Raw genomic sequence first — 18,687 nt, 5'->3', positions numbered from 1 at the left:
ATTGTGCTATACTTTAGGATTAAGCACTTATACTTCCTCAGGGCAAAGTTTGTTGATGGCATCAGCTACTTGCTGCATCAGCCACATGGGTGTAGAAGTAGCCCCGCAAATGCCTACGCTGGCAGCACCGTCAAACCACTCCCTTTCCAGTTCCTCCTCGTTCTCTACAAAGTAGCTGTTGGGGTTATGCTGTTTGCAAACGCTGTAAAGTGCCTTGCCGTTCGAGCTCTTTTTGCCGCTCACAAACACAATCACATCGTGCTCGGTAGCAAATTTTGCCAGTTGCGGCTCCCGGTTCGATACCTGGCGGCAGATGCTGTCGTTGGCATCGAAAGCGGGAGCGGTGCTGTCCTGGCTGGCTTGCTTCAGGCGCTCCTCGATCAGGGCCTTGATATGGTAAAAGCCCTTAGTGCTTTTGGTTGTCTGGCTGAACAGGGTAACCGGGCGCTTGAAGTCGATCTTATCCAGGTCTTCTTCCGTGGTCACGATGATGGCCTCATCACCGGTCTGGCCGGCAATGCCGATTACCTCGGCGTGCCCTACCTGGCCGTAAATAACAATCTGGGCATTCTGGTTCTTACCGGAATCAAACGCATGCTTTACGCGGTTCTGCAGTTTCAGCACCACCGGGCAGGATGCATCGATCAGCTCGATGTTATTCTCCAGCGCTATCTTATAGGTTTCCGGCGGCTCGCCGTGCGCCCGGATCAATACTTTGCAGTCGTGAAGGTTCTTAAGCTGCTCCCGGTCGATGATGCGGAGGCCTTTGCTGTACAGGCGCTTCACTTCCATGCTGTTGTGCACAATATCACCGAGGCAATACAGCTCCTCACATGTCTCCATTTCATCCTCGGCCATCTGGATGGCGAATTCCACGCCAAAGCAATAGCCCGAGTTCTTATCTATGGTTACGTTCATCTTTCTCTTAGCTCTCTTGTTGCATCGCGTACTTCTGGTCCAGTATACGGGTGGTTACCTTGTCCAGAACAAAGTCTACCTGCTCGTCAATGGTCATGTGCGAGGTATCGAGCAGGTACGCATCCTCGGCACGGCGTAACGGGCTTTCGGCACGGGTAGAGTCGATCAGGTCGCGCTTCTCCAGGTTCTGTTTTATAGTATCCAGGTTCTCCAGCTGTTTCTTTGCCAGAAGCTCCTGCTGGCGGCGGCGCGCACGGGTGTCTACGTCGGCCGTCATAAATATCTTCACTTCTGCATCCGGGAAAACAGCCGTTCCGATGTCACGTCCGTCCATCACCACGCCACGTTTTCTGCCCATCTTCTGCTGCTGGGCTACCAGTGCCCGGCGTACCTCCTTTATCACGCTTACCTCGCTCACCTGATTGGAGATGTACATTTTGCGAATCTCATCCTCCACGTTCAGGCCATTAAGGAATACTTCGTTGCGTTTGGCCTTCGCGTTATAATGAAAAGTTATATCGATGTTAGCCAATGCATCCGCGATCTCTTTTGGGTTAGTAAAAGATACGTGGTTCTCCAGAAAGTATAGTGTAACCGCCCTGTACATGGCACCGGTGTCGATGTAGGCATAACCAAGCTCGGCTGCCACCAGCTTTGCGGTAGTGCTTTTTCCGCATGAGGAGTAGCCATCGATGGCGATCACGATTTTCTTCATAATAAACAAAATGGATTAATTGGAGTCGCAAGGGCAAGGCTGTTTCCCGCGCTTGCTCTTTTTCATGTATGAGGCCGTCTTTTTTTGCTGAGGCGTTTTAGCGCTACAACCGGCAAGGGTACCCGTAGCCAGAAAGCTTGCCAGAATCATGTATGAAATTATCTTTCTCAAAACGACTGAATTTAATGCAAATATAAAGTAATTTACGGGTTCAAGCCCCATAAACAGGCAATTTATCTGATTACCTACTACTGCCATGCAAAGAGACTTTACCGTTAGCGGACAGATCGTAGACCTCCACCAAGAGGAGATTTACCCCGGCACTGTTCATGTGACAAACGGCCGCATTTCCAAAATAGTTCGTGAGGCTACTGCGCCCGAACATTATATTTTACCGGGTTTTGTAGACGCCCACGTGCACGTAGAAAGCTCTATGTTGGTACCCAGCGAGTTTGCCCGCCTGGCTGTGGTGCACGGCACGGTAGCCACCGTTTCAGACCCGCACGAGATCGGAAATGTGCTTGGCCTTAAGGGTGTGGAATACATGGTAGAGAACGGTAAAAAGGTACCTTTCAAGTTTTACTTTGGCGCACCATCGTGTGTGCCGGCCACCCCTTTCGAAACAGCCGGGGCCGAGATAACGGCCGCCGATATAGAGCAGCTTTTCCAGCGCGACGACATCGTATACCTGGCTGAGATGATGAACTGGCCAGGCGTGTTGCATCGTGACCCGGTAGTGATGGAGAAGATCGAACTTGCCCGCAAGTATGGCAAAGCCGTGGACGGGCATGCACCCGGTTTGCGCAGCGAGCAGGCTAGACTCTACGCCTCAGCCGGCATCACCACCGACCACGAATGCTTTACTGCGGAGGAGGCGTTGGATAAACTGGCCGTTGGCATGAAAATCCTGATACGTGAAGGCAGCGCCGCCAAAAACTTTGAGGCCCTGATCGGATTACTGTCAGAGTACCCGAACGAGATCATGTTCTGCTCTGACGACAAACACCCCGATAACTTGGTAGAAGGACACATCAACCTGCTGGTAAAACGGGCGCTGGCCAAAGGCCACAACCTGTTCCACGTGCTCCGGGCTGCCTGCCTCAACCCGGTGCAGCACTACCAACTTAAAGTTGGTTTGCTGCGCGAAGGCGATCCGGCTGATTTTATACTTGCCGATAACCTGCAGGACTTTAACATCCTGAGCACTTATATCAACGGCGAGCAGGTAGCTGCAAATGGCAAGACCAACATTAAATATACCCCGAGCGAAGAAGTCAACAACTTCAATACCGAGCCAAAAACGCCGGAGCAGTTTGCCATACCCGCCGACAGCGCCTTCAGGATCAGGGTGATCGAAGCTTTTGACGGGCAGCTGATCACGCACGAAGCCTGGGCCACGCCAAAAGTAGAGAACGGACGTGTCGTTTCGGACCTGGCGCAGGATGTGCTGAAGATTACCGTCGTAAACCGCTACGAAAATGCTGAACCAGCCGTAGCCTTCATCAAGAATGTCGGCCTGCAGCGCGGCGCCATTGCATCTTCCGTGGGCCACGACTCGCACAACATCATTGCCGTGGGTGTAGACGACGAAAGTATAACCCGCGCCGTGAACCTGATCATCGGAGCCAAAGGCGGCGTTGCTGCCGTAGACGGTGCCGACGAACAACTTCTCCCATTGCCTGTGGCCGGCATCATGTCGGCTGATGATGGCTATGCTGTTGCCGAGGCTTATGCCGCCATTGACCAGATGAGCAAACGCATGGGCAGCAAACTGGCCTCTCCGTTCATGACACTCTCTTTTATGGCACTGCTCGTTATCCCATCGCTTAAGCTCAGCGACAAGGGCTTGTTCAATGGAGACACCTTTACTTTCGTACCAGTATTGGAATCATAGCTACGCCTAAGAAGCACCTATACCTAACGAAAAAGCACAGGGTACCCGGAGCTCCTTTTCCTGGCAGGCATTGGGGTGCTACTGAACCCAATAATAAAAATAGAATGAAGGACTCTCCTTCTAAACCAGAAAAGCCCGGCATTTAGCCGGGCTTTTTTGGTTTTATTGTATACTTTAAGTATGAGTTATCAGGCGGTCTGTTCTGTTGGTTTGTCCTGAAAATATTTCTCCAGCAGGTAGTTTACCTTCTCCGTTGTAAGCGGCTTGATCAGGTATTCTGCTGTATATTTTTTAACATTTGCCGTGTCGTGCGGATGGGTAGAGGTTGTAAGCACAGCAAGCACAATCTTTTTCTTGAAATCCGGATTCAGGCGATCAAAGAGGTCGAGCATCTCGAAGCCATCCATTACCGGCATATTCAGATCCAGGAAGATCAGTTCAGGCTGAAAGTAATCTTTGTTGGATTGCTCGTAGTTGTTATTGCTGATGTTGTAAAGGTAATCGAAGGCTTGCTTTCCGTTCACGAACGAACGAATACTATCCGTCACACCCATCCTGCTGAGCAAGCGCTGGTTCAGGAAGTTGGTTGTGTCGTCATCATCAATCAGCAGGACACCAGATAATTTTCTCATTTGAATAAAACTTTAATCGTGCATAGCGGAGCATCTATACCTCCTAAGCTTTTGCCCGGCGCTGACTTGTTGCGGGGTGATACAATAGGTAATGCCGGTTGTACGTAGCACCGGAAATCTAAGTCAGCTTTGAATGTAATCAAATGGCAAGGATTTGTATTAGCCTAGCCTATCGCAGGCAAACACCTGAACTACTAGCAGCAACTTACAGAAAATAACCAAAGAAGTAAAATCTATATCCCGCAATTTATACATGAAGCAGTTCAGACACCTAAAAATTTCAGGTTTAAACTCATTCTACGGTTGTTAGTAACCCTACAGTTGCCTCACATAAACTCAAAAGCCCGAGGTTGTCTCCTCAGGCTTTTGAATTAAACTTTAGCAGGATTACGACCTATTATTAATCTATATAGCCCTGTGCGCGCATCCACTCGTCGTTGTAGATCTTGCCCAGGTAGCGGGTGCCGTGGTCTGGCAGCAGCACCACGATCACATCATCCTCTGTCAAGTTGTTTTCGCGGGCATACTCCAGCGCACCGTAAACAGCCGAGCCGCAAGACCAGCCTACAAACAGACCTTCTTCTTTAGCCAGACGACGCGTCATCACAGCGCCATCTTTATCGGTTACCTTGATGAACTGGTCGATCAGGTCAAAGTCCACGTTCTTTGGCAGGATGTCTTCCCCGATACCTTCGGTAGCATATGAGTAGATCTCGTTCTCATCGAAGATGCCGGTTTCTTTATACTTCTTGAACACCGAGCCATAGGTATCGATACCAATTGTTTTTACCTCCGGGTTCTGCTCTTTCAGATACTTGGAGATACCAGTTACCGTTCCGCCAGTACCTACACCTGTAATAAAGTGCGTTACCTTACCTTCTGACTGCTCCCATATTTCCGGGCCGGTGCTCTCGTAGTGTGCTCTCCAGTTCGACAGGTTATCGTACTGGTTCGGGTAAAAGGAGTTCGGGATCTCCTGGTTCAGGCGACGGGCAACTGAGTAATATGAATCCGGATGATCAGGCGACACGTTGGTAGGGCAAACCACTACTTCAGCACCCACGGCACGCAGGATGTCCATTTTCTCTTTGCTCTGCTTATCTGACAGGGTAAAAATACACTTGTAACCTTTGGCAATGGCCGCCAGGGCAAGGCCCATACCGGTGTTGCCGGAGGTGCCTTCAATGATCGTACCGCCCGGCTTCAGAATGCCGGCTTTCTCGGCGTCTTCGATCATTTTGATGGCCATGCGGTCTTTCACAGAGTTACCCGGGTTCAGGTACTCAACTTTGGCAAGTATGGTGGCTTTTACACCTTTCGTCACATTGTTAAGTTTCACCAAAGGGGTGTTACCGATTGCTTCGGTTATATGGTTCAGGTACTTCATCTGAATGCTTTTTGGATTCGGGTGCAAAGGTAAGTAAATTAAATTATAAGTTCAGGCCTGCTATCAATCTTCGCAGCAGGCAGGTGTTGCTTCTTTTACAACAGTTTGCGGGGCAGCAGGCGTTCCTTTTGCCCGTCGTAGCAGCACTATATTAGGTATAACTATTTTTTGCATGCGCCATAAAAAAGCCTATTTTTGCACAACCTTATAGTTCGACCGTCTATACTTCAACTTAATAAGATACACATGAGTGTTTTAGTAAATAAAGATTCAAAAGTGATCGTGCAGGGCTTCACAGGCTCTGAGGGTTCATTCCATGCCTCTCAGATGATCGAGTACGGCACTAACGTGGTTGGTGGCGTAACGCCAGGCAAAGGTGGCGCTAACCACCTTGACCTTCCTGTTTTCAACACAGTAGAGGAAGCCGTGAAGAGAACCGGCGCTGACGTTTCTATCATTTTCGTGCCACCGGCTTTTGCTGCCGATGCCATCATGGAAGCTGCTGATGCGGGTATTAAAGTGATTGTGTGTATTACAGAAGGTATTCCTGTAAAAGACATGGTGGCTGCTAAAAACTACATCAAGTCTAGAAATGTAACGCTTATCGGACCAAACTGCCCGGGTGTGATTACGCCAGGTGAGGCGAAAGTGGGCATCATGCCAGGTTTCGTGTTCAAGCCAGGTCGTATCGGTATCGTTTCAAAGTCAGGTACACTTACTTACGAAGCTGCTGACCAGATCGTGAAAGCGGGTCTTGGTATCTCTACTGCAATCGGTATCGGTGGTGACCCTATTATTGGCACACCAACCAAAGACGCGGTTGAATTGCTGATGAACGACCCTGAAACGGATGCTATTGTGATGATCGGTGAAATTGGTGGTAACTACGAGGCAATGGCTGCCAAGTACATCAGCGAAACAGGTAACAAAAAGCCTGTAGTTGGTTTCATCGCCGGCCAGACGGCTCCTGCTGGTCGTCGTATGGGCCACGCCGGTGCTATCGTGGGTGGTGCTGACGATACTGCTGCTGCTAAAATGAAGATCATGCGTGAGAACGGCATCCATGTAGTGGAGTCTCCGGCTGAGATCGGTGAAGCTATGGTAGCTGCTTTGCAGCAGGCTGGCATCAACGCATAAGTATAAACAACCTATACTTTAAGTATAAAAAAGGCTGCCCCGCAAAGGCAGCCTTTTTGTTTATTTTCTGAATCAGGATTTGCAGGATTTTAGGATCAACAGGATTCTTTCACCACTCACGAAGAATCAACTTTCTAACTCTTTACCTCTCTGACTCCTATCACCTGCTGTTTTTTTCTATTTCTGATCACTTCGGGAATCGCTGCCACAATCTCCTGCTGCAGCGCTTCGATCAGCTTCTTCTTCAGGAAACTGCGGTGCACGACCAGGCTCACCTCGCGTAAGGGCTGTGGCTCCACGAAAGGCCGTACCAGTTTGCGCTTCTCTTCGCTCATATTGAATACCGATAGCTCTGGCAGCAACGTAATGCCATGCTGGGTCTCTACAATGCGCTTCAGTGTTTCTAGGGAACCGCTTTTATAGTCGAAATGGCCACTGTGTGCCACATTGCCGCCGCGGTTGCAGATATTGAGTACCTGACTACGAAAGCAATGGCCTTCGTTCAGCACCCACAGGTCCTCCAGGTTCAGGTCAGCCGGGGCAACTTCCTTCTTCTTTGCCAATTCATGCTCCGGGTTCAGGTATACCGTAAACGCTTCGTAGAACAAGGGCAGCTCTTTTATACTTTTGTCCTCCAGCGGCGTTACCAGCAGCCCTACGTCCAGCAGCTCATGGCTCAGCTTTTCCACAATATCCTCAGTTAGCAACTCCTGCACTACAAGGCGTACCTGCGGGTGTTTTTGCATAAAACTGGTGATGAACAGCGGTATCAGGTACGGAGCCAGCGTAGGAATGACGCCGATTCGGAGCTCTCCGGATAGCTCCTGTTTCTGATCCTGCACAATTTCCTGCAGCTTCTTTGCCTCGGCTACTACTATTCTGGCCTGTGCGATCACTTCTTTCCCTATTTCGGTTGGCCGAACCGGTACCCGGCTCCTGTCAAACAGCTGTGCGCCCAGCTCTTCTTCCAGCTTCTGCAGCTGCATGCTCAGCGTGGGCTGCGTCACGAAACAATGTTCCGCGGCTGTAGCGAAATGGCGGTGTGTGTCTACGGCAAGCAGGTATTCTAATTGAACCAGTGTCATGCTAATTTAAAAGTATAAGAGGTACTATATAGCGAAGTGTGTAACTTTATAGCTTATCACTATCAAACCATAAAATTAATCAATTTGATTTATAAACAATACTCCTACACCTTTGTAACGTAGCTTATGAAGAACACCAAAGCAAAATAAAACATGGAACAATTAAATCAGATAGGATTACAGAAAGCAGATAGCAAACAAATAGCCGATAAGCTAAACGAGCTGCTGGCCAACTACCATTTATATTATCAGAACCTGCGCGGCTTCCACTGGAACATCAAGGGCGTACATTTTTTTCAGCTACACGCGAAATTCGAAGAGCTATACAACAATGCCTTAACCAAAATAGACGCTATTGCTGAACGTATCCTGACGATCGGTCAAAAGCCGCTTTCTTCTTTTACAGATTATATGCGTGTGTCTTCTATTAAAGAGGAAGCTGGCCTGAGCGGGGCTGAAGAAACGGTAAGAGCCACCCACCAGAACCTGACCACACTCATCGGCCTGGAGCGTGAAATTCTGACGCTGGCCTCTGAGAGCGATGACGAAGGTACTGTTGGCCTGATCAGCGAAGACATCAACGAAAATGAGAAGACACTCTGGATGCTGAATGCTTTCCTGAGCTAGTCTTGTAATAAGTTAGAATATAGTGATAAAAAGGCCTGCAGTTTTGCAGGCCTTTTTGGTTGTACTTATAAATAATGGTCATCGGCTAAAGTATAAACCCACCCCTGCACCCCTCCTGAGAGGGGAATTTCTGCCTATTGCCATCATTGAGGTTATACTTTCATAGTTGCAGTTGTCCAACCACCCCTGGCCCTCCTTGTCTAAGGAGGGGAGTTTTAGCCTTTGCTATACTTCAAGTATGAGTTTTATAGCTGCAGCTATCGCTCGGACAGGTCGCGACCTGTCCCTACAATTCTGTTCCTGTTGCATAGAAGCTTACGAAGCAGTGTCGTTTCCAGTCCTTGGGTTGAGCGCCTTCTATTGTTGCGGTGCCCGTAAGGGCAGCCTACAGGCGCAGCCGATGGCAGCTTCAATAAACAGCGCGATGCCCGAGGACGAGGCCCCGCGGCCGTGAGCGCACCAAAGTTAACTATGAAAGTATAGGCAAGTAAGACTGAGGATCTAAGACTGCCACGAAGCAAAGGCTTGTTGGCAGCAAGTATAAACTCCAGCTATAGGTATAAGATTTCTCGTTGCACTCGAAATGACAGTTAATAGTAAAAACAAAAAGCGCCTGCTACGGATTGTAGCAGGCGCTTTTTATAGTATAAGTTATAACTTACTTCGCGTAGCTGATAGCGCGCATTTCCCGGATAACCGTGATCTTGATCTGGCCCGGATACTGCATTTCTTTTTCGATCTTCTGAGAGATATCGAAAGAGATTTGAGCAGCTTTTTCGTCGCTTACGTTGTCAGCATCTACCATCACGCGCAGCTCACGGCCAGCCTGGATTGCATAACATTGGTTTACACCATCAAATGAAACAGCTGTTTCTTCCAGCTCTTTCAAACGCTTGATGTAAGACTCCATGATCTCGCGACGGGCACCTGGTCTTGAACCAGAGATAGCATCGCAGGCTTGGATAAGCGGAGAAATCATAGCAGTCATTTCAACCTCGTCGTGGTGAGCGCCAATGGCGTTGCACACATCCGGATGCTCTTTATACTTCTTGGCAAGCTCCATACCGATAATGGCGTGTGGCAGTTCTGGCTCGTCTGGCGTTACTTTACCAATGTCGTGCAACAGACCGGCACGCTTGGCATGCTTCACGTTCAGGCCAAGCTCAGCAGCCATAGTGGCGCAAAGGTTGGCTACCTCACGTGAGTGCTGCAGCAGGTTCTGACCATAAGATGAGCGGAAACGCATGCGGCCTACCATCTTGATCAACTCTGGGTGCAGTCCATGTATACCCAGATCGATGGCCGTACGCTCACCAATTTCAATGATTTCCTCATCGATGTTTTTACGGGTCTTGGCAACAACCTCTTCAATACGGGCCGGGTGAATACGGCCATCCGCTACCAGGCGGTGCAGGGATAGACGTGCAACCTCACGACGCACAGGATCAAAACCAGAGATAATGATGGCTTCCGGCGTATCGTCTACAATAATCTCCACTCCAGTGGCAGCTTCCAGGGCACGGATGTTACGACCTTCACGACCGATGATCTTGCCTTTGATGTCGTCGCTTTCGATGTTGAATACCGATACGCAGTTCTCAATAGCGTGCTCGGCAGCCGTACGCTGTATGGTTTCGATAACGATTTTCTTAGCTTCTTTTGTAGCGGTAAGTTTGGCCTGTGCTACAATGTCTTTGATGTGCGAAGAGGCACGCGTCTGAGCCTCGCTCTTGAGAGCTTCTACCAGTTGCTCACGGGCCTCAGCGGCAGTAAGTCCGGCGATTTTCTCCAGCTGGGCAACAATCTCCTCGTGCTGACGCTCAACTTCTTCTTTGCGCTTCTTCAGGTGCTCCAGTTGCAGGTCAAGGGCTTCTTTCTCCTTCTCAAGCTCGGTTTCGCGGCGCTTGGTTTGCTCCATTTGCTTGGCTACGTGCTGCTCGCGCTGCTTTACCTTGTTCTCGTTCTGGATGATGATGTTCTTTTTCTTGTTCGTTTCTTCCTCGAACTCAGATTTCAGCTTCAGGTATTTCTCCTTGGCTTCCAGAATACGGTCTTTCTTGATGCTTTCGGCGTTGAGCTCCGCCTCACGGATGATGTTCTTGGCACGCTGGCGGGCGTCCTCTTCCTGCTGCTTGTAGATCTTTTGCAGCATCATACGCCCAATGTATACGCCCACACCGAGCGCTACAATAGCCGTGATTATAATGGATAAAATATCGGGCATAACTATAAGCTTTTATGGTTGATAAAAACCAATAGCAGCACCTGCAATGGACATTGTTGTGGCTGTCAGCGGGTCGGTCAAAGTATAAAGTACAGGCAGAGCTCCTCCTCTGCTATCCCTTACTTTGTAGCCGATGATAATAGATCGTCGAGAACGCTGAGTTGCTGGCCTACGTGGGAGAGGTGTGTATTTTTCTCTTCCTCCAGTTTAAGCTTTTCCACCATGGTTTCAAAAGCCACCATGGCCAGAAGGTCCTGCTTATCCTGGATGCCAAATTGGTCTTTGAAAAAGCGCAGACGCTCATTCAATACCTTTCCAACAACCCGAAGCCTTTCTTCTTCTTCTTCCTTTACCCGCATCGGATACTCGCGTTCCGCGATGCGAATCTTTATAGATAATTCACCCATCCGTTGCGTAGTTTAAGTTTATACTTACCCTGACACCTGCAGCTTGCAAAAGGGTTATCAGTTGATAACCAGGCTCCCACGCCGCTGATCAGTCTCTCAGGTAAGCAATACACTTATCGATTTCTCTGATATATTCGTTTAACTTCAGCTTTAACTCTGTCGAATTTGCAGTATTACCTGCTATCGTGTCTACAATTTTAACAATATTCTCCTGATTTTGAAAATTTTTTATTTGCTGATCTTTCTCTTCGAGTTGCGCCTCAAGCAATTTGATCTCTTCCTGGGCAACTGTAAGGCGCTGCTGCACATCAGCATACCTTGTTAAGAGCTTCCGCAGCTTATCTTCAATAGACTGGAGCTGTTGCAGTTGTTTTTCTTTGGCCATGATTATTTTCGGATAACGGCACCTAACTGTTTCTCAAACTGCTGCATCAAACGGTTCATGATGCTGTCAATCACCTTATCGGTCAGGGTTTGCTGCCTGTCGAGCAACGTAAAGCTAAGGGCATAAGCCTTTTTGCCTGCCTCTATCTTGTCGCCTTCGTACACATCGAACACGTTCACGTCCTGTAGCAGCTTACGCTCGGTACGGAATGCCACCTGCTTCAGCTGATCGAAGGTAATGTTACGGTCCAGCACCAGCGACAGATCGCGGCGCACTTCCGGGAACTTCGGCAACTCTTCGGCTACCAGGCTGCTGCGGTATTTTTTCAGCAGGTAATCCCAGTTCAGTTCGGCATACCATACCTGTTCTTTCACCTCCAGGGCACGGGCCACCTGTTGCTCCACTACCCCGATCTGTGCCACCACGGTGTCATTTTTCAGGTAAGCGATACCCTGGCGCATCAGGTTACTGGCCTCTAGCGGCTGCACTGTCCATTCGCCGGCATTCAGCTTTATCAGCACGTTCTGCACCACGCCTGCCAGGTCGTGGAAAGCAACTTTACTACTTGCCTCGTTCCAGCTTTCAGCAGAGCGGTTGCCGGTCATAAAAAATGCCAGCCTGGTGCTTTCTTTATACTTTCCATCGGGCTGCTGGGCGTATACCCGGCCCAACTCAAACAGCTTCAGGTCGCGCTGGCGGCGGTTGATGTTGCGGCGCAACACTTCCAGCCCAGAGAAGATCATGTTTCCGCGCAGAGTGTCCAAGTCCTCGCTGTTGTAGTTTAGCACTCGCACAAGGCTTGCCTGTGCCTCCTCACCCGCTAACGTATAGTATTTAGAGTCGGTGATGGAGTTGGTAATGATCTCGTGGAAACCATTGGCTGCAATGTAATCCAGCACGGTACGCGTAATATGCTCCGGGTCCGGGTTCGGGAACTTGGCCAGGTACGTCGTAGCCAGGTCCTCACTCATTTCGATGTTGTTGAAGCCGTAAATGCGCAGAATCTCTTCCACCACATCGGCCTCGCGCTGCACATCTACTTTGAATGGCGGCACAGACAAGTTCAGGTGCGTTTCTGTTTCCCCTGTGATCTGGATGCCCAGATCGGTAAGTATGGTTTTGATGCGCTCAGCCCCAATATACTGCCCGATCAGCATGTGCGCACGGTCAATGCTCAGCGTCAGTTCCTGGTTCTGAACCGGGTAAGGGTATACATCCACGATCTCGGAGCTTACCTCGCCACCGGCAACTTCCTGCACCAGCAGGGCCGCACGCTTCAAGGCAAACAGCACCATGTTCGGATCAGTACCCCGCTCGAAACGGAACGAAGCGTCCGTCTTCAGGCCATGTACCTGCCCGGTACGGCGCACCGTATCTGGCGAGAAATAAGCACTTTCGATGAAGATAGAAGTAGTTGCCTCGCTTACACCCGACGCCTTGCCGCCAAACACACCGGCGATGGCCATTGGCTCCTGGGCATTGCAGATCATCAGGTCAGTGGCTCTAAGTTTGCGTTCTACCCCGTCCAGTGTCACGAAAGGTGTTCCTTCGGCCAAGTTTCTTACTACGATCTTATTTCCAGTGATCTTATCGGTATCGAAGGCGTGCAGCGGCTGGCCCAGTTCGTGCAGCACAAAGTTGGTCACGTCCACGATGTTGTTGATCGGCGACAAACCAATGGCACGCAGGCGCTTTTGCAGCCATTCAGGCGAAGGGCCTACTTTCACGCCGCTTACGGTTACACCCGCGTAGCGTGGGCAGCCTTCGATATTCTCTACCACCACCTCAATCGGGCAGGAGGTGTTGTTTACTTTGAAATCCTCAACAGAAGGCAAGGTGTACGGCACTCTTAAAAGCGCTTTCAGGTCGCGGGCCACACCCAGGTGCGAAGCGGCATCGGCTCGGTTTGGCGTCAGGCCGATCTCGAACACCGTATCAGAAGACAAGCCGAAGTACTCAGCGGCAGGCGTACCGTTCGGCAGGTCCGTATCCAGCACCATGATGCCGGCATGTGAGGTACCCACACCAATTTCATCTTCGGCACAGATCATACCTTCCGACACAGCGCCGCGTATCTTTGATTTTTTGATCTTGAAAGGCTCTCCACCGGTTGGGTACAGCGTGCTGTTTACCGTGGCTACCACTACTTTTTGTCCGGCTGCCACGTTTGGCGCACCGCACACGATGTGACTCGGCTCGCCTGTACCGATATCCACGGTGGTAACGCTCAGGCGGTCGGCGTCCGGGTGGCGCTCACAGGTAAGCACCTCTCCTATCACGATGCCTTCCAGGCCTCCTTTTACCGCTTCCTGCACGTGCAGGCTTTCTACCTCCAGGCCTGCGCCTGTCAGCAAAGCGCCTACTTCCTCTGCCGTTTTATCTGTATGAATCAGTTGCTTAAGCCAGTCGAATGAAATCAGCATGTTGTATTTCTGTTGATCGTAAAGTATAACATCCGTGCCCAAAGGACAGAAGTCTCAAAATTAAGGATTATTTCTTTTGAAAAGACCTTTTGTCTTTCCGAGTTCTTGACAAAAGACTATGAGACAAAAGACAAGCCACTCTTAATGCACCAGAACTCCTTTGTCAAAAGGTCAAACAGTCCTATGTCCTATATCTAATGTGCCGAGCTGTAGTTCTTCTCTCCTGCCGGTATGCCTACGGTCAGGCGGTTGGCTTTGGGCGGCACGGGGCAAACGTAGTCCGGATTGTAAGCACAGAAAGGGCTGTAGGCGCGGTTAAAATCCAGCACCACAGTTTTATCGCCTTCCTCGTAGGGCACATCCAGGTAACGGCCGCCGCCATAGGTATCGAAGCCATTGGTCTTATCGGTGAACGGCACGAACAGCTGGTCTTTCGCTTCTTTCACCTTCTTGTAGAGCGTGAGCTGCTGCGGCTGGCCTTCCAGCTCAAAAGCGGTTTTGGCATACACCAGGTAAGGCTCGGTGCTGCCGTTTGTCATGGGCATGTACAGCGTGTCCTGCTTGGCTAGCTTTTCCACTTTCACCTTGATACGGTAGTCGAGGTTGGGCTCGTAATACTTCAGGTTCTGGAAGATCTTGCGTCCTTCTTCTGTAAAAGGGCTGTTTTCCTTGCCTCTGAACGAGAGGTCTTTGTCTTCGCGCTCTTTTTTGAGCGGTATCAGGTAGTTATCATCGCTCAGGAAAGACTCGTTTACAAAGTAAAAGAGCACCAGCGCAATACCGGCAAGTATGATCAGCTTGAAAGGTCGTTTCATTTTAGCAGCGACTATAGTTCTTTGCAAAGTTCGCAAATTTTCAGGGAGAAACGTACGCTAACAACTACTTACCACACCGAAGCACTGCATTTCCCCTGCTATAGTTCACTTTATACTTCCGGACCGGATTTCTGAAATTTTGCGCCTCCATTACACAACCATACCTCCTGTACAGGAGTTTGATAAGAAAGGACACAGTAACCCTTGCTATGAAACCCGATAAAAAGCAGCTGCAAGAACTTATCAATCAGCTGGATACCATACACGAGGAGGCACTGGAATTGGAGAAAAAGTTTGCCGGAAGCGTGCACAAGGCACATCCCTCGTTCCGGAAAAGTGCCAAAAACCTGCTGCACTACCTTGCCCTGCGCCACCGCGACATCCGTGACCTACAGGATAACCTGGCACAACTGGGACTTTCCTCTCTTGGCCGCGCCGAAGGGCACGTGCTGGCCAGCCTGGAGGCGGTGCGGAACCAGCTTTGCTACCTGATAGAGTGTGAGCCTCCTCAAAAGCACCTGGCAGTATCTTATTTCGAGAACAGGAAGCTACTCTCCACGCATACCGACGACCTGCTGGGCCTCTCCCCACACAGCCGCAGCACCCGCATCATGGTCACCTTCTCTACCGACCTTGCCACTGATTACGATCTGGTAGTACGCATGATGAAGGCAGGCATGGATTGCGCCCGCATTAACTGCGCCCACGATAACGAACGGGTTTGGGCAAGTATGATCCGCAACATAAAGCAGGCCGAAAAAGAAACGGGGCTGTCCTGCAAAATACTCATTGATCTGATGGGGCCCAAGCTGCGAACCGGCCCTCTGAAGCCAGGGCCACAGGTGATTGCCATACACCCGGTGCAGAACGAGCTTGGGCAGGTTGCTGCACCCGCTAAAGTATGGTTGGCACCTCCTACAGAGCCTGCCCCTAAACAGGCAGATGCGAGCCTGCCCCTGGATGCTGCCTGGGTAAGCCAGTTGCAGGTAGGTGACCTTATTCGATTTCAAGACACGCGTGGCCGCAGGCGTACCCTGTCTGTGGTACATAAGTCCGATAATGGCGTGCTGGCCAACCTCCTGAAGACATCCTATATTGCTACCGGCACCCGGTTTGTTGTAAAAGACCATACCGTAGCAGACCGCATTGCCGAAGTAGGCCACTTGCCTTCTCTGGAAGTTCCGATCCTGTTGAAAAAGGACCACATGCTTATTCTGCACCGCGATGCTATCCCCGGCGAACCATCCCGCTTCGATGCCGATGGGCACATTACGAACCCTGCTCATATTTCCTGTACGCTGCCGGAGGTTTTTAAGCAGGTGAAGAAGGACCAACCCATACTATTCGACGATGGCTCCATTGAAGGCCGGATAATGGAGGTGAACGATGACTCGCTGCTGATAAAAATAACCTATGCCAAGGACGCAGGCAGCAAGCTGCGTGCCGACAAAGGCATTAACCTGCCCGAAAGCAAACTGCGCCTGAGTGGCCTGACAGAAAAAGACAAGAAGGATCTTAAGTTCGTGGTAAAGCATGCCGATATCGTAAACCTGTCGTTTGTAAACTACCCGGAAACGGTGGATGCTCTGCACGAGGAACTCAGGAAACTGAAAGCAGAGCACCTGCCGGTGATGCTGAAGATCGAAACAAAAGAAGGCTTCCGGAACCTGCCCCACCTGCTGCTTGCCGTCATGAAAAGCTACCCGGCAGGCATCATGATCGCGCGGGGCGACCTGGCAGTGGAATGCGGCTGGCAGCGGCTGGCCGAAGTACAGGAAGAGATCCTGTGGCTTTGTGAGGCGGCTCACATTCCGGTGGTATGGGCGACACAGGTACTGGAAACGCTGGCAAAGAAAGGCAGGCCTTCCCGCGCCGAAATTACCGATGCAGCCATGTCGCAACGCGCCGATTGTGTGATGCTGAACAAGGGCCCTCACATCATAGAAGCCATCCAAATGCTGGATGATATCCTGAGCCGCATGCAGATGCATCAGCGCAAAAAAACATCTATGCTACGAAGCCTTCATATTTCGGAACTGGAGCCACAAACAGAAACGGCAGAGCAGCGGAGCAAAGTATAACGCTACAGCTTCTCCTTCAGGTGTTCGGTGAGCTGTACACAGGTTTTAAGTATAAATTCAGGTTCGTACTTATTTAAAAGGCAGGAAGCTGATCTCGCTGAAGCGTGCAGTTACCTTGCCCTGAGGCCGGATTTCTGATTCAGCTGCTCTATTTTGGCCCTAAATGGAAGCTGGTACGTATACTTGTCTCATTCCAAATAAACCAAAAGCACCCGATGGCTTATAAAAGCACATCCCTTTTAGCATGTATACTTCTCTTCCCTTTTCTGGTCATGGCGCACAGTTACTATATCAGCCCCGGCGGGAAGGACAGCAACAGCGGCACTTCACCAGCCACTGCCTGGCAAACCATAACCCGCCTCAGCAAGCATAACTTCAGCCCCGGCGACTCCATCCTGTTCCAGGGAGGGCATACTTTTCAGGGAAGTTTATACTTTGACAGCAACGACAACAGCACCGCATCAGCGCCCATCCTTATAAGCTCCTATGGTGCCGGCCGTGCCACAATTGACGCCGACACGAGCTATGGCCTGTATGCGTACAACAAAGTCGGCATCACCATCCAAAACCTAAACTTCGTAGGCAGCGGTTACCAGACCAACAACAACCACGGCATCCTTTTCTACAACGACCTGCCCGGCAACACCAAGCTGCAGGGCGTGATAATTGACCAGGTAGAAGTGCGTGGATTTCGCAAAGCGGGTATCTCCTTTGGGTCATGGAACGGCAACAGCGGCTTTTCTGATGTGCGGATCATGTATGCGGTGGTGCATGATGTCGGCTCGGAGGGCATCACCACCTGGGGCTTTTTTGCGCAGGATAAAGTTGGTTACTCGCACCGGAACATCTATGTCGGGCACTGCCATGTATACGATGTGCACGGCCTGCCCCTGAAAGACAAACACTCCGGCAGCGGCATTATACTTTCCGATGTGGATGGTGGCACCATTGAGTACAGTGTGGCGCACCATTGCGGCACAAACAACCTGCACTGCGGCGGACCGGTCGGCATTTGGGCCTGGGACGCCAACAACATCCTGATCCAGTACAACGAAGCTTATAACATCAGTTCCGGCAGCGGTTGCGACGGCGGCGGTTTCGACCTAGACGGTGGTGTTACCAACTCTGTTATGCAATACAACTACTCGCACGACAACGACGGAGCCGGTTTTCTGATTGCGCAGTTTGAATGGGCCCGCCCTATGCACAACAACACGATTCGCTACAACATCTCCGAAAATGACGGGAGAAAGAACGGCTACAAAGGCATCACGCTCTGGGTGGCCGATGCCCACAACAGCGGCGGCAACCACAACCTGCTGGTACACAACAACACCGTGTATGCCGATAAAAGTATAGCCCCTTCAGGCGGCGGCGTGTACTTCAAGAGTGGTCACCATCACAAGGTCCGGTTCTACAACAACCTCTTTTACTCGCGCAACGGGGCTCCCATGCTGCAGGCAGATGCCACCAACATCGACGCTGTTTTTCAGCACAATGTATACTATAGTGAAGATAAAAGCTACCAGTGGCATTGGGAAGACACAACCTATACTTCGCTGGAGAGCCTTCGGAACAGAACCGGGCTGGAGATGCGCAATGGCAAGCCTGTAGGTATGGTGGCAGACCCATTAGTGGCAGCTCCCGGAAAGGGCGGTACCCTTGGCTACCCCCTCGAGCTAAACAAACTGCAACAGGCTTATACGTTGCAGAAAAAATCACCTGCCATAAACAAAGGGATACCTGTGACATCCATAACAGAACCTCCGATACATGATTTTTTCGGCTCTCCTGTTCCCGCCAAACGCAAGCCCGACATCGGGGCGCACGAGTACAGACGAAGAAATGTACTAAGTCTGTTTAAACGACTGTTTAGGTAAATTTCACGCTGCACAAAGCAATCTATACAAAAACTTGCAATATTAATTTATTTTATATAATTTTATTTATCAAAATA

Annotated in this window: 14 protein-coding genes and 1 pseudogene; 5 read left to right on the top strand and 10 right to left on the bottom strand. The window is 50.3% G+C overall.

Annotation, left to right across the window (positions count from 1 at the left end; all coding sequences use genetic code 11):
• Positions 1–27: 27 nt before the first annotated feature.
• Together MJ611_RS17545 and cmk are read right to left on the bottom strand one after the other, a co-directional pair.
• Entirely contained in the window at positions 28–918 is an 891-nt protein-coding gene (locus MJ611_RS17545) for a 4-hydroxy-3-methylbut-2-enyl diphosphate reductase (protein ID WP_250431734.1), read from the bottom strand.
• Positions 919–925: 7 nt separating this feature from the next.
• Entirely contained in the window at positions 926–1,633 is a 708-nt protein-coding gene (cmk, locus tag MJ611_RS17540; protein WP_250431732.1) for a (d)CMP kinase, read from the bottom strand.
• 256 nt (positions 1,634–1,889) lie between these two features.
• Between cmk and ade the strand changes: the two genes are divergently transcribed.
• Positions 1,890–3,527 carry an adenine deaminase gene (gene ade, locus MJ611_RS17535; protein ID WP_250431730.1) on the top strand — a complete coding sequence of 546 codons (1,638 nt, stop codon included), beginning with the start codon at positions 1,890–1,892 and terminating at the stop codon, positions 3,525–3,527.
• A 188-nt stretch (positions 3,528–3,715) separates the two neighbouring features.
• Here the strand turns inward: ade and MJ611_RS17530 are convergent, their stop codons facing one another.
• Positions 3,716–4,159: a response regulator gene (locus MJ611_RS17530; RefSeq protein ID WP_250431728.1), complete on the bottom strand. Its 444-nt coding sequence runs from the start codon at positions 4,157–4,159 to the stop codon at positions 3,716–3,718.
• Positions 4,160–4,562: 403 nt separating this feature from the next.
• Positions 4,563–5,546: pseudogene (locus tag MJ611_RS17525) on the bottom strand (PLP-dependent cysteine synthase family protein); the annotation flags it as partial.
• Between the two features lie 246 nt (positions 5,547–5,792).
• Here MJ611_RS17525 and sucD point away from each other — a divergent pair.
• Positions 5,793–6,683 (top strand): succinate--CoA ligase subunit alpha, encoded by an 891-nt coding sequence (gene sucD / locus MJ611_RS17520; protein WP_250431727.1) that lies wholly within the window; start codon positions 5,793–5,795, stop codon positions 6,681–6,683.
• Positions 6,684–6,817: 134 nt separating this feature from the next.
• Here the strand turns inward: sucD and MJ611_RS17515 are convergent, their stop codons facing one another.
• Positions 6,818–7,768: a hydrogen peroxide-inducible genes activator gene (locus MJ611_RS17515; protein WP_250431725.1), complete on the bottom strand. Its 951-nt coding sequence runs from the start codon at positions 7,766–7,768 to the stop codon at positions 6,818–6,820.
• 153 nt (positions 7,769–7,921) lie between these two features.
• Between MJ611_RS17515 and MJ611_RS17510 the strand changes: the two genes are divergently transcribed.
• Positions 7,922–8,395, top strand: coding sequence for a Dps family protein (locus tag MJ611_RS17510; RefSeq protein ID WP_250431723.1), 474 nt, complete (start codon positions 7,922–7,924; stop codon positions 8,393–8,395).
• A 658-nt stretch (positions 8,396–9,053) separates the two neighbouring features.
• On the opposite strand, the gene rny is transcribed toward MJ611_RS17510, so the two are convergent.
• From rny to MJ611_RS17485, 5 genes are all read right to left on the bottom strand, one after another.
• Complete coding sequence (gene rny / locus MJ611_RS17505) at positions 9,054–10,619, bottom strand: ribonuclease Y (protein ID WP_250431721.1); 1,566 nt, start codon at positions 10,617–10,619, stop codon at positions 9,054–9,056.
• A 119-nt stretch (positions 10,620–10,738) separates the two neighbouring features.
• A complete protein-coding gene (locus MJ611_RS17500) occupies positions 10,739–11,026 on the bottom strand; it encodes a cell division protein ZapA (protein WP_250431719.1) in 288 nt (95 codons plus the stop codon).
• A gap of 88 nt (positions 11,027–11,114) precedes the next feature.
• A complete protein-coding gene (locus tag MJ611_RS17495; RefSeq protein WP_250431718.1) occupies positions 11,115–11,411 on the bottom strand; it encodes a hypothetical protein in 297 nt (98 codons plus the stop codon).
• 2 nt (positions 11,412–11,413) lie between these two features.
• Positions 11,414–13,834 (bottom strand): phenylalanine--tRNA ligase subunit beta, encoded by a 2,421-nt coding sequence (gene pheT, locus MJ611_RS17490; protein ID WP_250431716.1) that lies wholly within the window; start codon positions 13,832–13,834, stop codon positions 11,414–11,416.
• Between the two features lie 194 nt (positions 13,835–14,028).
• Positions 14,029–14,649: a DUF1684 domain-containing protein gene (locus tag MJ611_RS17485; RefSeq protein ID WP_250431714.1), complete on the bottom strand. Its 621-nt coding sequence runs from the start codon at positions 14,647–14,649 to the stop codon at positions 14,029–14,031.
• Positions 14,650–14,858: 209 nt separating this feature from the next.
• Here MJ611_RS17485 and MJ611_RS17480 point away from each other — a divergent pair, with 209 nt between their 5' ends.
• Together MJ611_RS17480 and MJ611_RS17475 are read left to right on the top strand one after the other, a co-directional pair.
• Positions 14,859–16,730 carry a pyruvate kinase gene (locus MJ611_RS17480; RefSeq protein ID WP_250431712.1) on the top strand — a complete coding sequence of 624 codons (1,872 nt, stop codon included), beginning with the start codon at positions 14,859–14,861 and terminating at the stop codon, positions 16,728–16,730.
• 272 nt (positions 16,731–17,002) lie between these two features.
• Positions 17,003–18,610 (top strand): right-handed parallel beta-helix repeat-containing protein, encoded by a 1,608-nt coding sequence (locus tag MJ611_RS17475; protein ID WP_250431711.1) that lies wholly within the window; start codon positions 17,003–17,005, stop codon positions 18,608–18,610.
• The last annotated feature ends 77 nt before the right edge of the window (positions 18,611–18,687 follow it).

It is taken from the genome of Pontibacter ruber (assembly GCF_023630205.1).
GTDB classification, from domain to species: Bacteria; Bacteroidota; Bacteroidia; order Cytophagales; family Hymenobacteraceae; genus Pontibacter; species Pontibacter ruber.
Note: the sequence above shows the minus strand (reverse complement) of the source record. Positions and strands in the feature narration are given on the sequence as shown.